Annotated in this window: 16 protein-coding genes and 2 tRNA genes; 10 read left to right on the forward strand and 8 right to left on the reverse strand. The window is 55.7% G+C overall.

Translation table 11 applies throughout. The features are described from left to right. The first annotated feature begins 359 nt into the window (after positions 1-359). The 9 genes from rne (at position 360) to trmA (ending at position 7800) form a co-directional block, all read left to right on the forward strand. The gene (gene rne, locus AC0L6S_RS05390) at positions 360-3158 is read left to right on the forward strand and encodes a ribonuclease E (RefSeq protein WP_473427404.1); all 2799 of its coding nucleotides are present in this window, start codon (positions 360-362) and stop codon (positions 3156-3158) included. 121 nt (positions 3159-3279) lie between these two features. Further along, positions 3280-3369, forward strand: a tRNA-Ser gene (locus AC0L6S_RS05395). A 172-nt stretch (positions 3370-3541) separates the two neighbouring features. Beyond that, positions 3542-4216 (forward strand): Bax inhibitor-1/YccA family protein, encoded by a 675-nt coding sequence (locus tag AC0L6S_RS05400; RefSeq protein ID WP_473427405.1) that lies wholly within the window; start codon positions 3542-3544, stop codon positions 4214-4216. Positions 4217-4282: 66 nt separating this feature from the next. Beyond that, a complete protein-coding gene (tusD, locus tag AC0L6S_RS05405) occupies positions 4283-4675 on the forward strand; it encodes a sulfurtransferase complex subunit TusD (RefSeq protein WP_473427406.1) in 393 nt (130 codons plus the stop codon). 2 nt (positions 4676-4677) lie between these two features. Further along, positions 4678-5049, forward strand: coding sequence for a sulfurtransferase complex subunit TusC (tusC, locus tag AC0L6S_RS05410; protein WP_473427407.1), 372 nt, complete (start codon positions 4678-4680; stop codon positions 5047-5049). 2 nt (positions 5050-5051) lie between these two features. Further along, a complete protein-coding gene (tusB, locus tag AC0L6S_RS05415) occupies positions 5052-5342 on the forward strand; it encodes a sulfurtransferase complex subunit TusB (RefSeq protein ID WP_473427408.1) in 291 nt (96 codons plus the stop codon). Further along, positions 5342-5665, forward strand: a complete 324-nt coding sequence (locus tag AC0L6S_RS05420) for a TusE/DsrC/DsvC family sulfur relay protein (protein ID WP_473427409.1) — start codon at positions 5342-5344, stop codon at positions 5663-5665. Before tusB ends, AC0L6S_RS05420 begins: the two co-directional genes overlap by 1 nt. Before the next feature lie 9 nt (positions 5666-5674). Continuing rightward, positions 5675-6691 carry a glycosyl transferase family protein gene (locus AC0L6S_RS05425; protein ID WP_473427410.1) on the forward strand — a complete coding sequence of 339 codons (1017 nt, stop codon included), beginning with the start codon at positions 5675-5677 and terminating at the stop codon, positions 6689-6691. Next, positions 6691-7800: a tRNA (uridine(54)-C5)-methyltransferase TrmA gene (trmA, locus tag AC0L6S_RS05430; protein WP_473427411.1), complete on the forward strand. Its 1110-nt coding sequence runs from the start codon at positions 6691-6693 to the stop codon at positions 7798-7800. Before AC0L6S_RS05425 ends, trmA begins: the two co-directional genes overlap by 1 nt. Before the next feature lie 15 nt (positions 7801-7815). Here the strand turns inward: trmA and AC0L6S_RS05435 are convergent, their stop codons facing one another. The 5 genes from AC0L6S_RS05435 to AC0L6S_RS05455 all read right to left on the reverse strand — a co-directional run bounded on the left by AC0L6S_RS05435 (position 7816) and on the right by AC0L6S_RS05455 (position 11011). After that, positions 7816-8709 carry a hypothetical protein gene (locus AC0L6S_RS05435; RefSeq protein ID WP_473427412.1) on the reverse strand — a complete coding sequence of 298 codons (894 nt, stop codon included), beginning with the start codon at positions 8707-8709 and terminating at the stop codon, positions 7816-7818. A 3-nt stretch (positions 8710-8712) separates the two neighbouring features. Continuing rightward, complete coding sequence (locus AC0L6S_RS05440) at positions 8713-9342, reverse strand: dUTP diphosphatase (RefSeq protein ID WP_473427413.1); 630 nt, start codon at positions 9340-9342, stop codon at positions 8713-8715. Positions 9343-9446: 104 nt separating this feature from the next. Continuing rightward, on the reverse strand, positions 9447-9911 hold the full coding sequence (locus AC0L6S_RS05445; protein WP_473427414.1) for an inorganic diphosphatase: 465 nt from the start codon (positions 9909-9911) through the stop codon (positions 9447-9449). A 116-nt stretch (positions 9912-10027) separates the two neighbouring features. Beyond that, positions 10028-10513, reverse strand: a complete 486-nt coding sequence (locus AC0L6S_RS05450; protein ID WP_473427415.1) for a hypothetical protein — start codon at positions 10511-10513, stop codon at positions 10028-10030. Between the two features lie 411 nt (positions 10514-10924). Beyond that, a tRNA-Leu gene (locus tag AC0L6S_RS05455) sits at positions 10925-11011 on the reverse strand. Between the two features lie 244 nt (positions 11012-11255). On the opposite strand from AC0L6S_RS05455, the gene AC0L6S_RS05460 reads away from it, so the two are divergent. Continuing rightward, a complete protein-coding gene (locus tag AC0L6S_RS05460; protein WP_473427416.1) occupies positions 11256-12608 on the forward strand; it encodes a sodium-dependent transporter in 1353 nt (450 codons plus the stop codon). Here the strand turns inward: AC0L6S_RS05460 and AC0L6S_RS05465 are convergent. From AC0L6S_RS05465 to AC0L6S_RS05475, 3 genes are read right to left on the reverse strand one after another with little or no spacing between them, the layout of a single operon-like run. Continuing rightward, the gene (locus tag AC0L6S_RS05465) at positions 12605-13066 is read right to left on the reverse strand and encodes an LEA/WHy family protein (RefSeq protein WP_473427417.1); all 462 of its coding nucleotides are present in this window, start codon (positions 13064-13066) and stop codon (positions 12605-12607) included. The genes AC0L6S_RS05460 and AC0L6S_RS05465 overlap by 4 nt on opposite strands. After that, positions 13063-13230, reverse strand: a complete 168-nt coding sequence (locus tag AC0L6S_RS05470) for a hypothetical protein (RefSeq protein WP_473427418.1) — start codon at positions 13228-13230, stop codon at positions 13063-13065. Before AC0L6S_RS05470 ends, AC0L6S_RS05465 begins: the two co-directional genes overlap by 4 nt. Before the next feature lie 58 nt (positions 13231-13288). Further along, positions 13289-14302, reverse strand: coding sequence for an alpha/beta hydrolase (locus AC0L6S_RS05475; protein WP_473427419.1), 1014 nt, complete (start codon positions 14300-14302; stop codon positions 13289-13291). Positions 14303-14314 lie beyond the last annotated feature (12 nt).

Raw genomic sequence — 14314 nt, forward strand, 5'->3', positions numbered from 1 at the left:
CGCACACTTGTGTCGCTATGCCGACAATGAAATGAACCGAGCAGCAAGCACTGCCGGGACACCGAATCAGTTATAAAGAATGATCAGCGTCGTCGCAGGCCTCAGGTGGTGCGACACTAGCAAAAAGGCAGGTTCAGTACCACACTATTTACTGCCTGACGCTGTAATGACCACGTAATTTCAGTGGTTAAGGTTAACACGACACCCGGGTGTCGAAGTTAGTTTCGATACTAACAACACCCTGTAAGCAGCTGAAATTACTAAGATATTTTAGCTGACTACTAATGTTAACCGGCCTTGAGCCGGCTTTATATTTGATCCCCTGCCCCGCCAGGCCTGCGTCAAAAGGCAATGGCACTATGAAAAAAATGTTAATCAATGCAACTCAACCCGAAGAGTTGCGTGTAGCTATGGTCGACGGGCAACGCCTGTACGATCTCGATATCGAAAACAGAACCCGCGTGCAGAAGAAGGCGAGTATCTACAAGGGGAAAATCACCCGCGTAGAGCCCAGCCTGGAAGCTGCATTTGTCGATTTTGGCGCCGAGCGCCACGGATTTTTGCCGTTGAAAGAAATCGCACGCGAGTACTTTTACCGTAAACCATCCGGCGACGGACGCCTCAAGATCAAGGATATCGTCAAGGAAGGCACTGAAGTTATTGTACAGGTCGATAAGGAAGAGCGCGGCAACAAAGGCGCCGCCCTGACGACATTTATCAGCCTGGCGGGGCGTTACATGGTGCTGATGCCTAATAACCCCCGCGCTGGCGGCATATCCCGCCGCATTGAAGGCGATGACCGCTCGCAACTGAAAGAAGCGCTGAGTGCGCTGGAAATTCCGGAGGGCATGGGCGTTATCATCCGCACCGCCGGCGTGGGCAGAGAAGTGGAAGAGCTGCAGTGGGACTTGAACTATCTACTGCAACTCTGGGATTCCATCTCCTCCGCTGCAGAAAAAGCCAAACCCAAGGATCTCCTGTTCCGCGAAAGCAATGTCATCATCCGCGCTGTGCGTGACTATCTGCGTGATGATATCGGCCAGGTACTGATTGATGGCGAAGAGGCATTCAAGCAGGCCCATGATTTTGTGTCACAGGTGATGCCCAAATACTCGTCCAGGATTCAGCGTTACGAGGACAATATCCCACTTTTCAACCGCTTCCAGATTGAAAGCCAGATCGAGACGGCATTTCAACGCGAAGTCCGACTGCCCTCCGGGGGCTCGATCGTTATCGACCCCACCGAGGCACTGATATCCATCGATATTAACTCTGCCCGTGCCACACGCGGCAGCGATATCGAGGAAACAGCACTCAACACCAACCTCGAAGCAGCGGATGAAATTGCCCGGCAGCTGCGGTTGCGCGACATGGGCGGTCTGGTCGTCATCGATTTCATCGACATGTTGGCTGCACGCAATCAGCGCGCCGTCGAAAATCGCATGCGTGATGCACTCGAGATCGATCGCGCCCGCGTGCAGGTCGGCCGTATCTCCCGTTTCGGGTTGCTGGAGATGTCCCGTCAGCGCCTGCGTCCTTCACTGGGGGAAACCAGCGCGATCGTATGCCCGCGTTGTACCGGACAGGGTAGCATCCGCGATACCAAATCGCTGGCGCTCTCCATTCTCCGCCTGTTGGAAGAGGAAGCCATCAAAGACCGCAGTGCTGAGGTCCGCGCGATTGTGCCGGTCGACGTGGCTGCGTATCTGCTCAACGAAAAACGCTCCGCACTGGGTGAAATCGAGCAGGACACCAAAGCGCGGGTACTGGTAGTTCCTAACCCCAACCTGGAAACACCGCATTTTGAAGTTCAGCGCCTGCGCACCGACGAAGTCGATGGCGGGCATGAAGTCAGCTATGCCGTCGATATCACCGTGCCGGAGGCAGAGGCCATCAGTGATGTACACACCCCCGTTGCGCCATTGCAGCAGGCCGCGGTAGAAGGCGTCAAGCAGTCGCAGGCCCCGGTGGTGAACAACGAGAAGAAAGCGCCCGCAGTACCTCAGGCCCAGCAACAACCCGCTCCGCCAGCACAGCCGGCACCCAAGCAGGGGATTTTTGCGCGTATGGTAAGCGCACTGGTGGGCCCCAAACCCGCCGAACCCGTGGTTGAAAGCACGCAGGTCCAGGCCGAGAGCGAGTCGCAGCAAACGCCGCGTCGGGCCTCTCAGGGCTCATCTTCCAGTGGCAATACCAATGCCAACAGTAATAGAAGCCGCAACCGCCGGCGTGGTTCCGGAGGACGCCAGCAGAACCGTAACAGGGATACCGCTGGCAATGCTGAGACTGAGGCTAACGGCGACAATACGGAGAAACGCACTCAGTCACGCAATGAGCGCTCGAGCGAATCCAGCGGTGGACGCAGCGATGGTCGGCGTAATAACCGCGGTAACAGGCGCCGCACCCAGACTGAAACGCAATCCGCTGCGGCCGAAAACGAAGAGTCGCAGGTTCAGGATGCAGGCAGCCAGCAGGACAAACCGCGCAAGCGTCCCAGTGATATGAAACGCTCGGAGCCGCAGCGCCGTCGTCGCAACCGCGGACGTAAACCACAGACCGAAGAAAGTACTGAAGGCGAAATCAAGGCAGTTGTTGCTAAAGCGCCAGATACCGCGGTGCAGGAACAGCCCACCGCTAGCCCCGCAGCTCCAGTTGAGGCCCCCGTTGGTACCCCGGAAACAGACACCGGCCACACCGAGAATCCGCACAGCGAGCAGCTTGAGGCCCTCGGTGCCGATGCTGGATGGGAGCAGGTGCCCGAGCAAAAAGAGCCGGTTGCCGTCGAGCCTGTGTCTACAGCATCGGAAGTCGCTGAAGCGCAAGAAACGGCCCCGGTCGCAGAACCTGAAGTCCAAGCGGTTGCCAAACCCGCAGCCCAAGCCGTTGTGGAAGCTGTCACAGAGGTGAAAAAAGCAGCAGAGCCCGAGAAAGTGGTCTCTACTGCGGGTATCACTGCCGAAGGGCGGGCCATTAATGACCCGCGTGTCGAAGCTCGGCCGGTGGGCGTCGTGGAATGCAGCACGTCACACAGGGCGTTGTTCAGTGAGGCTGTACAGCCCCCTGCGAAAGGCAGTGATCGTATGGTACCCCGCGCTAGTAACGATCCCCGCGGCCCTCGAACGGAGCAGGCTCCGGCGCAGGCAGCAGCGCAGTCCTGATCGTAAGTCGAAACTCAGGACACAAGTAGTCAACCAGCTCTTGTGTCCTGTTTTCATCGCTGTATAATCTCGCTCGCTCCGCGCTACCCAGTAGCGAGCGTGTGAGCTATCAAAAGTTTCCGGTGGGCTGGCTGAGTGGTCGAAAGCGGCGGTCTTGAAAACCGTTGAGGGTTTATCCCCTCCTAAGGTTCAAATCCTTAGCCCACCGCCATTTCCCCGCACCACAAGAAACACAGGCAACACCCCATCTCGCTCACCACGCAATCACGCTCCCCAGACAAGTCCAAAATATGCCGACTTTGACTTGGATTTTGAACTTTTCACCCTTATTATCTGTCTTAAGACCAGTCGCACAGTCTGTGCGCCACAATACGGAGTAAGTCATGCAAGACAACGGTGTATACAGTGTAGGCTCACCAGCAATCGAGTCTGTTCTTAGTACTAACAAAGTTTTGAAAAATACCTACATGCTTTTGAGCATGACGCTGGTATTCAGCGCGGTGTGCGCTGGCATAGCGATGGCCATGGGCCTGGGACAGGGTGCGGCCCTGGTTCTTAGCCTGGTGGGCTTCGGATTGCTCTTCGTGGTTCATAAAATGGCCGATACCAGCAAGGGTCTGGTTGCCATTTTCGCGTTTACCGGCGTGATGGGTGCATCCATCGGCCCGATGTTGAATTACTACCTGGCGATGGCCAATGGCCCTGCACTGGTAATGCAGGCACTGGGCGGCACCGCAGTCGTCTTTTTCGGCCTCTCGGCTTATGCCCTGACCACACGTAAGGATTTCTCTTACATGGGTGGCTTCCTGCTGGTTGGGCTGTTGGTTGCGGTGGTAGCGATGATCGCCAATATCTTCCTGGCGATTCCCGCGCTGTCTCTGACGATCTCGGCAGCGATTGTGATGATCATGTCCGGCTTGATCCTGTTTGACACCAGCCGCATTATCAACGGTGGTGAGACCAATTACATCCGCGCAACAGTCGCGCTGTACCTCGACATCTACAACCTGTTCATCCACCTGCTGAGCCTGCTGTCGGCTTTCAGCGGCGATGACTGACACAACACCTGCAGTAACAGAACCCCGGTGCCTGCCGGGGTTTTTTGTTTATGGGGGTCGCAGCTTGTGATCTATTCCCTGCTCGTTCTGTCATCCGCTGTTTCAGGCCACGGTTCACGCCTGGGCGCCGAGTTTGCGCGCAGTGCGATTGCGCGGGGACACAGTATTCGCCGTGTTTTCTTTCTCGACGCAGGCACCACTGCCAGTTCATGCAATAGTGTCGTCCCGCAGGACGAAATTAACCCCGTTCAGGCATGGGAAGCACTGTATCAGGAACATGCAGTGGAGCTGGTGATCTGTATTTCCTCGGCATTGAAGTACGGGATGCTCGATGATACCGAGGCGGCTCGCCATGAGCGCTCTGGGGCATCCGTCGGCCCCGCGTTCACTGTTTCCGGATTGGGACAGCTGGTCGACGCCTGCGCCAGCTCCGATCGACTGATCACTTTCGGTGGATAACGATGAGCGGCTCTGACAAACGTTCTGTGCTTGTCGTAATGAGGCACAGCCCTTACGGCTCCAGCCTGGCCAAAGCCGCTGTGGATGCCGTCCTGGCCGCCGCGGCATTTGATCAGCCTGTTGATGTCCTTTTTAGCGGAGACGGTGTGCTGCAGTTGTTGCCTGATCAGGACAGCCGAGCGCTGGGCAAGAAAAACATCGGTCGCCAGTTGGCTTCTCTACCCCTGTACGATATCAATCAGGTATATGTCGATGGTGAGGCGGCTGCAGCCTATAACCTCGATATTGCCGCCTGCCCTGTAGAGGCTCAACAGTTGAACCCGGGTGAGATGCATCAGTTGATGGTAGCATACGACCACCTGTTGGGGCTCTAGGCATGATTCTGCATACACTAAACGCCGCGCCCTCCAGTGCAGCCTTCAGTGATTGCCTCAAGGTACTGCAGGCCGGTGACGCATTGGTACTGCTCGGTGACGGCGTCTACGCAGCGTTGGAAGGCACAGCGGCTTGCGGCGAGCTGAGCTTAACTCAGGTCGAACTTTATATACTCGACAGCGATGCCCACCTCGCCGGAATTACCAGCACTACAGATAGCATCCGCTGGGTGGACATGGACGGCCTGGTGGCGTTAACAGAGCGCTTCGAGCGCCAGTTGGCCTGGTACTGATGACTGGGCTGGCCCCGAGTGCCTTTGACAGCGAAGGTTTCCTGCGTGACCTCTCGCAGTGGGATGCTGATGTCGCACAGCAAATAGCCGCGGCAGAGAACCTTGAGTTGACACCCGCACACTGGGAGATCCTGAATCTGTTGCGAGCCTACTACCACGAGTTCGACAGCTCTCCAGCGATGCGCCCACTGGTCAAGTACTGTGCGATAAAACTGGGCGCGGAAAAAGGCAAAAGTATCTATCTGATGTCATTGTTTCCTGGCTCACCGGCAAAGATCGGCAGTAAAATTGCCGGCCTGCCAAAACCCGACAACTGTCTGTGATAAAACACCGTGAATGATTCCAGCGTATCGCCCTCCTCTTCCGAACACCCTTTTGCACCCTATCTGAGAATTCTCGGCAAGGGGAAGACCGGCACACGCTCGCTGTCGCGCGAAGAAGCCCGAACAGCGTTTTCCATGATATTGCAGGGCCATGCCGAACCGCTGCAGATTGGTGCGTTTTTAATGCTGTTGCGGGTTAAGGAAGAGACCCCGCAGGAGCTGGCGGGTTTTGTAGAGGCTTGCCGCGAGACGATGACGGCAGCGCCCACAGCCTTGCATGTGGATCTCGACTGGTCCTGCTATGCCGGGAAAAAGCATCAACACCCGTGGTTTATCCTGTCGATGCTGTTGCTCGCCGAGGCGGGATACCGGGTATTCATTCACGGCACCAGGGGACATACCCCCGGCAGACTCTATGCTGAAGATGCAATACGTCAATTGCAGTTGCCGGTTGCTGCCAACTGGGATGAGGTGTCGCAGCAGCTCGATGGCGAGCGCCTGAGCTATCTTCCGCTGGAACACTTTTGCGCGCCGCTGCAGGAGCTGATGCAACTGCGCCCTCTACTAGGGCTGCGCTCGCCCGTGAATACCTTGAGCCGCCTGATCAATCCCCTGCGTGCGGACGCCAGTTTACAGAGCGTGTTTCACCCCGCCTATGCCCGCCTGCATCAGGAGGCTGACGAAATCCTAGGGCAACCGAGCGCATTGGTATTCAAAGGTGACAGTGGCGAGGTTGAAATCAAGCCTCAGGCAGATACGCGTATCGCACAATTGCACCGGGGGCGTCACGACAGCTGGGTATTGCCTCGGGTGGTAAGTGAGCGCGTCGACAGTGTCTCCGAGCCCGGTGTGGAACCACTGCGGGCATTGTGGCGCAATAACACTGACGACGGCTACGGGCTGCACGCAACCCTTGCAACGACAGCTGTGGCACTGATGGTGCTCGATTCGGAAACAGATCCGGCCAGCGCACAGCAGCGAGCGCGTCAGCTGTGGGACCAGCGTAATATAGCGAGATTGCACTAATGCCGATGTCTGCTGTCGAGCCGGAAAACTATGCGGCCCTGCTGGCCGGGAAAGTCAGCCGAGTAAGTCGTGTGCTGGCACCCTTCTCACCGCCGACCCCACAAGTGTATCCCTCGCCTCCTACGGGTTTCCGCCTGCGCGCCGAGTTTCGCATGTGGCACGACGGCGATACAGTGAACTATGTGATGTTCAGGCGGGAGGATCCGAGAACACCCGTCGTCGTCACCGATTTTCCAATTGCAGACCCCTGTATTCAAGCAGCGATGCCGGTACTGCATAAGGTAGTTAACGACAGCGACACCCTGCGTCGCAAGTTGTTTCAGGTGGAATTCCTGGCCGGGCTGTCGGGTGAGTTGCTGGTCACACTGATCTATCACCGCAAGCTGGACTGCGACTGGGAATCTGCGATTGAGGCGCTGATCAGTGAACTGCTGCCGATAGCGCCGGCGCTGTCGATTATCGGCCGCAGTCGCAAGCAAAAACTGGTGATCGGCAGGGACTTTATTCAGGAAGTCTTGCCGGTTGGTGCCAGGGAGTTCCGCTACCGTCAGTACGAACAGGCTTTCAGCCAGCCCAATGGCCGGGTGAATATCCGGATGATTGAATGGGCCTGTAACAATGCCCGAGCGCTCACTGGCGATTTGCTGGAGTTGTACTGTGGCAACGGCAACTTCACCCTGCCCCTGTCCGAGCACTTTGACCATGTGATCGCCACCGAACTCTCAAAAGTCTCTATCCGTGCTGCACGAGCCAATCTCGCCGAAAACACCATCAGTAATGTACACCTGCTGCGCATGTCTGCAGAAGAAGTGACGCAGGCGATGAATGCAGAGCGCGTATTTCGCCGGGTCAGCGAACTACCCAAGCCGCTGCAGCAGTTTGAGTTAAACACGCTGTTTGTCGACCCTCCCCGTGCCGGCCTGGATGAATACACTGTCGCGATGGCGAGCGGATTCCAGACGATTATCTATATTTCGTGCAATCCGCTATCACTGGCAGAGAACATGCGTGTGCTCGATGCCACCCATCGCATAAAACATTTTGCGCTGTTCGACCAGTTCCCTTACACGGATCACATGGAGTGTGGTGTTTTTCTGACGCGCAGGTAGATACGGGTTGATGCTTTAACAGCGGATGCCAAACGCCAGTAAACCGCGGCCCAGAATCTCGTCCAGTCTATCGCTGTCCTCGGCATTGATTTCCAGATGGCGCAACTGAAATTCCTTGTACAGCGCCCGTTTGCGAAATTTACCGGACATTTCGCCAGCCGGAACATCGGTATCCCAGCAATCGATATAGATATTCCCCGCGGGCACATAAAAATCCGCGTACACCAATTCCTCAGTGGGCAGTGCACGGTGGCAGGCATGGGCCAACTGTGCCAGATACAACCAGTTGCAGACTCCGGTCTGTAACGCCGACTGCAAGACATGCCCGTCGATACCCTGATGGTGGTCTACAGGCGCATTTGATGTCGCAAACATATCCGGTTCCAACTCACCGGGAACTACAGGTGTTGGAATCTGGTCTGACTGCAGGCTTAACTCGCGGTGGATAACCGGGTTATCGATAATCTCATATGGCCAGGTGACATAGAAGGCACCACTGCTATTGCTTTCTTCCTGTAATCCGCCCCAGGCCTTTCCGAGTGGCGTCAATTCCCAGCCGAGTATGCTGTGGTGCTGCAGGCCAAGTTCAGCCAATGCGCGATTGATCTGTCGGGCATGCAGATGGGGGTAATAGCGCGACATTGAAGCGGCTGTGATGCGCTGATTTGACTCAATGGCCTGCAATAACGGGTGCTGCTCAAGTTGTTCGGGCCAAACGATATAGGACCCGTAGCGCTTGCTGGTGTGATAGCTGCCGCCCTCGTATTCACCCTTGGGGGTTAGTGCCCAGTTATCCTTCTTGCGCTCTATCCAGCCATAGTCTTTAAGTATGCCAAAGAGTTGCTGAACCGGCAGGTTCAGCATCTTCGCCAGCGCCGTGGTGGAGAGTTTGTTCTCTTCCGTTGGCATGGATCAGGCTTCCGGGACCAGTTCCCGATAGCGTGTCTGCAGAGCGCGGTAAACCTGATCGGCAAAATCCTCAGCGCTCTTATCCAGCGGCGCAACCAGTTCCACCAGGTGCTCGTTGTCTTCCCGGCCAGCCCAGTTCTTTACATAGCTGCCGGCCTTATAGCCGTTATCCTGGCGGAAAAAGTTCAGTACATTCTTGCCGACATAGGCACTGTAGAGTGTGTCAAAGTCCAGCCCCGCAGCAAGCATCAGCTCCCAAAACCGGGACGGTGAGAAGCTTTTTGTCTGCAGGCAGTGCAACGCCAGCGCTTCGGTCGCTTCGCGCACACCCAGCCCAGAAGGCTCAAAGCGCCCTATCTCAGACTCAATTTCCGCTGCGATGTGTTCTATGCTCTTTTCGTCCCGAAACAGGGCCGATAGCCCGAAGTGCCAGATATCGATGATTTCGAGCCGAACCTGCTCGATATCGGCATCCTGTTTTTTCCACCACTTATAGCCATAGTGTTCTATCAACTCTCCGCATTCGATCCAGGCCGCCCTGTACCATTCAAAATCCTGTTCGATCCAGCGCTCATGCACGCGGCTATTCATCCTGTCCTGCATGGTCAGCATATTGATCAGTGCTTGCTTCAAGTGGTCACCTCATAGCGGGTTTTGCGTTGAGCGGGAGAATAACAGTCAACGGATTTAAAAAACAGACAATGGCCCGGGGCGCGACCCGCCAACTGGAACAGCGCCTATAGGGACACCGGCACTGCGCGTGCGATGGCTGCTTGTGCATCCCCCCAGCCTTCACAGCGGGAGAGACCTCCCCGCCCCCGCAAGCCGTTGAGAACACCTTTGAAAGCGGCGTACAAGCGGAAAAATATCAGGACATTACGCCTGTCGCTGGCGCTGATGGGCTGTGACGCGCAGATCAGTTTATCGTCGTACAGCGCGCGTTCAGATAAACCGACGGCCCCATAGGCATTCACCCTCACTCTAGTGCCGATAGGAAGCCGGGGGCCAAGAACAACAGCATCGAGGTAATCGCCCTCGCCGCCGATATACGCACGCACTGAGCCATAGTTGTAAGGACAGGGTACGGGAGATACAAAATCTATCTCGCCACTGCCGTCCCGCTTGAGGAAGCTGCCGCGAGAAATCTCGATGACAACCTCTACGCTGGGTACATCATTCTGCGAAGTGGGTGAATCTTCCATACCCCGCAATTTACCGTCTGCAGTGCACACTGGCAACACGTGCCGGGCTCTGGGCCTTCACGCCTCACTCATAACCTACGACATACTAGCCATCGCAAGCCAACGATGACGCTGGTTTAGCCCGGCAGTCTGCGACGAGTGAGGACGATGATAGCGAGACCCAAGCCGACTATGGGAAGGGTTGCAGGGGTGGGTACAGCGGTGGGTGGAGACACAGGCTCACCAGACAAAACCAGGCGGGGTGAACTCAGCAGCTCCACCCCACCCAACAGGGCGCCTAATCGATTGTCGTACAAACCAAGACCCCACAAGCCATTGGCTGCGTTGATTTGGCCAAGTGCAGTACCGTTGAGTTCAATACCTACCACGCCGTCGGGGCCAATGACAGGAGGAGCCAGGCTTGTGCCACTGCGTAAATCTGCAGCAATAGCAACAGCCAGGCTCACCTGGGGGGTATCAAGATTGCCGGTGGGCAACGCTACAAGATCAGCAGAGGTGTAGGTATCCAGTCCCCACAGCTCTAAAGGCCCTGGACCTGCCAAATGACTGAGAGTGTCGCTTACGTTTAGAAACAGCGTGGCGGACTGCGCCCCAAAGGCCATGTTCGACGTATCAAAGATCAGGTAAGAGGCGCGTAATTTATGCTTTGAGCCATCGCCGCCTAGTAACCCCGTATTGACCTCAGCGGCCGGGAATGCGTGGCGCCAGATGCAGGTAACGAGGTAATAAGTACACCAGATGTTTCGGGACTGAGTTCAATAAGTGCAGCACGCGCGGAGCTTGCATATCCTGTCCACCCTAGCGCCAGCACTACCAGGAACCTGCCAATAAACTTAGACATACTCTCTTCCTTTAGAGTTTTTATAGGTTGGCAGTAGACAACGAGGGTACGGGTCAAGTCAATCGGTTGAGAGTGCTGACCCACTGCGGGTGGGACGGTATTATCAAGCGGGTACGGATGAATGCTCATCCCCCGTTAACTGCGTAGAGCCGCTGATAAGCGTACTGTTTGATGGTGCGAGTGGCGGGACTTGAACCCGCATAGCCGTAAAGCCGTCAGATTTTAAGTCTGATGTGTATACCGATTCCACCACACTCGCATAGGTCATACTTGTCCACCCATCGGTATCACTGTCGATACCAGCCTGATCCGCGTGAGGAAATATGACTTCGGGTTGCGCTCCCGCATTTGGAGCGGGCGCAATAATAGCATAGATTTTCCGCAGTGAAACAATAGTCCTCCAGTGCAGCAATATAGCGGATTCCGGCACCTGCAAACGCCCTGCCGCACGCGCCGGTCATGTTACACTGGCCGAAAAATCAATCGACAATCAGGAATGTTGCATGGCGGGCAGTCGAGGGGAATTCAGCTCACGCTTCGGGTTTGTGATGGCGGCTTCTGGCAGTGCCGTGGGCCTTGGAAACATCTGGGGGTTTCCTACCCAGGCCGCCAGCAATGGCGGCGCCGCATTCTTACTGGTGTATTTGCTGCTTGCCTTCCTGCTGGCGTATCCGGCATTGATGGCGGAATTGATTCTGGGCAGGCATGCACATTCAAACTCCGTTGCCGCACTGCGCCGGGTTTCCGGCCAACGGCTGACCGCTTCAATTGGAGCGGTCACAGGTGTTACAGGTTTGATAGTGGCAGGTTTGATTCTCAGTTTTTACGCGATTGTCGCCGGATGGATGATCGCTTTCTTCCTATCAGCACTTGTAACACTGGCTGGTAACGCGGCGCTATCCGATTGGTTGACCTCCTTCGGACTATGGCGAAATGTCCTGTTCCTAATCGTGTTCATGGCTTTGACGATAGGCATTGTTTCTGCCGGTGTCCACGATGGTATCGAACGCTGGTCACGCAGGCTTATGCCCGCCCTGCTAATTACGCTGGTGGTACTGGTGCTCTACGTGTTGACGCTAGACGGTGCGATTGAGGGTCTGAAAGTGTATCTGATGCCCGATTTTTCTCGGGTGCTGTCCCCTCACCTCGTGCTGGATGCTCTGGGCGCAGCTTTTTTCTCACTGTCGCTTGGCGTCGGTACGATGTTGATCTACGGCTCCTACATCAGCGACGATGAAAATCTGCCCCTGCTTGGAGGCATTGTCACGCTGGTGGACGTGTGTATTGCCGTGCTGGCCGGTTTCCTGGTGCTGCCTGCGATGTATGTTGCCCTGCACAATGGTGTCGAAATATTTACAGCTAGCGGTGCGCTGATATCAGAAGACACGCTGATTTTTACTGTTCTCCCCGAACTGTTCGCCACGATGGGGTTGCCCGGCGTGCTGGTCGCGTTGGTCTTCTTTTTTCTGATGAGCATAGCGGCACTCACCTCCTCCATTTCAATGCTGGAAGCGCCGGTCGCCTATGTCACTGAGGAGTATGATAGCGGCCGCAGGGTGACCGCCTGGATGATCGGTGGCCTTATTGCCTGTGTCAGCTGCATTATTTTGCTAAATTTTGAAACACTGTTCGGTTTTATCATTGCGCTTACCACAAGGTACAGCCAACCACTGCTAGGTTTCATGTTCTGCGTTTACGCGGGATGGGTTTGGCGCAGGGACTCCCTGCTGCAGGAACTGCGCAAGGGCTATCCGGAATTACAGCAAGGGCTGTTCTGGAAAATCTGGCCGTGGTACGTAAAAGTGGTTTGCCCACTGATCATCCTGGCCATCTTTGCACAGTCACTTCTGGCTTAGTTAAGCATGATTTCGCCGCTCTCTTCGATGCGCTGGGTTGGAATAAAACCATTGAAATCAATCTTTGCCGAGAAGCGGTAATCAAGTGGTTCTGAGCCTGAAGAGCCCAAGCCGGCCATCAGTCGCAGCAATTCGAGTAATTGCAAACCGGCTTCCAGCGTGACAATACCTTCGGAATAACCCTCGATCGGTGCGACATCCTTGGCGACACCAGTGATCAGCTCCTTGCCGAGTAATTCGACCGAATAACTGATGCCGGCAATATCCAATGTCTGTTTATTGGGGTTAATCACGCTGAGTGTGATCTCAAAGCGCGGTGTACCGGAATGTCCGGGCAGGCTGTTAAAACTGACCAGACTGACTTTGGGAGGATCAATTTGCGGCGTCAGGTTGGCGCATCCGGCCATCAACAGCATTAGGAGAAACAGTAACGCGCAACGAGCTGAAGCTCCGATCACGGGGCATTCCTTTTATAGTGCAGCAGAAAGAAGATAAAGTAACCCAGACTGCCCAGCGCGAACAGTGCCGCCACCCAGTCACCTGTCTGCAGATAAATGTACACACTGAAGATGAACATCCCCAGTGCAGCGAGTAAACCCAGCGTTCTTTGAATTGTAAACATAGCGGCAGAATACTAACACTGTCAGAGCGGCGCCCACTAGCGGGCTGTGTGAGTGGGCCTAGCGGCTTTTCGCCAGATGTTGTTGCATGAATTTTGCCATATCATCACGCGCCGCGATGGCCTCTGGAAAAATACCCGCAAACAGCGGAAAGGCATGTGGCAGCACCGGCCAGATATGACAGGTAGTATCAATGCCTGCCGCGTTGGTTCGTCGCGCCAGATAGACCGTGTCATCCATTAATATTTCATTGGAACTGGCCAAAAAGAACAGCGGTGGCAGCCCATTACAGTCCATGTATAGCGGGGAGATTTCCGGATCGGTCGTATCGCGGGCGCCGGCGTATTCACTGCACATACGCTGCATTGCCGATACCGGCAGCAGTGGATCGCTCTTGCTGATTTTATGACGCGAAGGCAGCCCATGCACGCGACTTAACTCTGTAACAGGTGAAACCGGCACCGCACACGCCGGCATGGGCAAATCCGCTCTGCGGATGCGCTGCAACAAGGCCATCAGCAGGTTCCCTCCGGCGGAATCCCCTCCCATCGCAATGTCCGAGCCCTTGTAGCCCCGTGCCAGCAACTCGCGGTAGGCCTGTTCACAGTCGTCCAGCCCTGCCGGGAAGGGGCTGGCAGGAGTGAGCCTGTAGTCCGGCATAAAGGCATCGGCATCCAGCTGCCTGCATAGATTTGCCACCAGGCGCAAATGCATGTCAGGTGCGGCAGGCAGGCTGAACGCACCGCCGTGTAACCACAGTATCACGGGCCTGTCCGTATTACCCAGCGAACCGAACACATGGCCGGGTTGTCTGCCAATGATGTCATAGCGAATGGGGATGCCCGAGTTGTCCTTGCAGTCCATGGAAGCGGTTCTGACCTGCATTTTGGTGAGCCGCTCGGCTGAGAATCGGCCCATCATGGCCAATAAGCGCTTGGCAAAAACCCGCATGAACCAGAGGATCACGGTGGTCCGCCTGGAGACCGTCATGTCGCGGTAGATGATGATATCCGGGGAATCGCCGCTGTGAGTTTCCGAAGAGTTCGTAGCTAAAGTCGATTGGTGTGTGTTCATCGCAGGTTTCGC

The organism is Halioglobus sp. D3-4, from assembly GCF_055809315.1.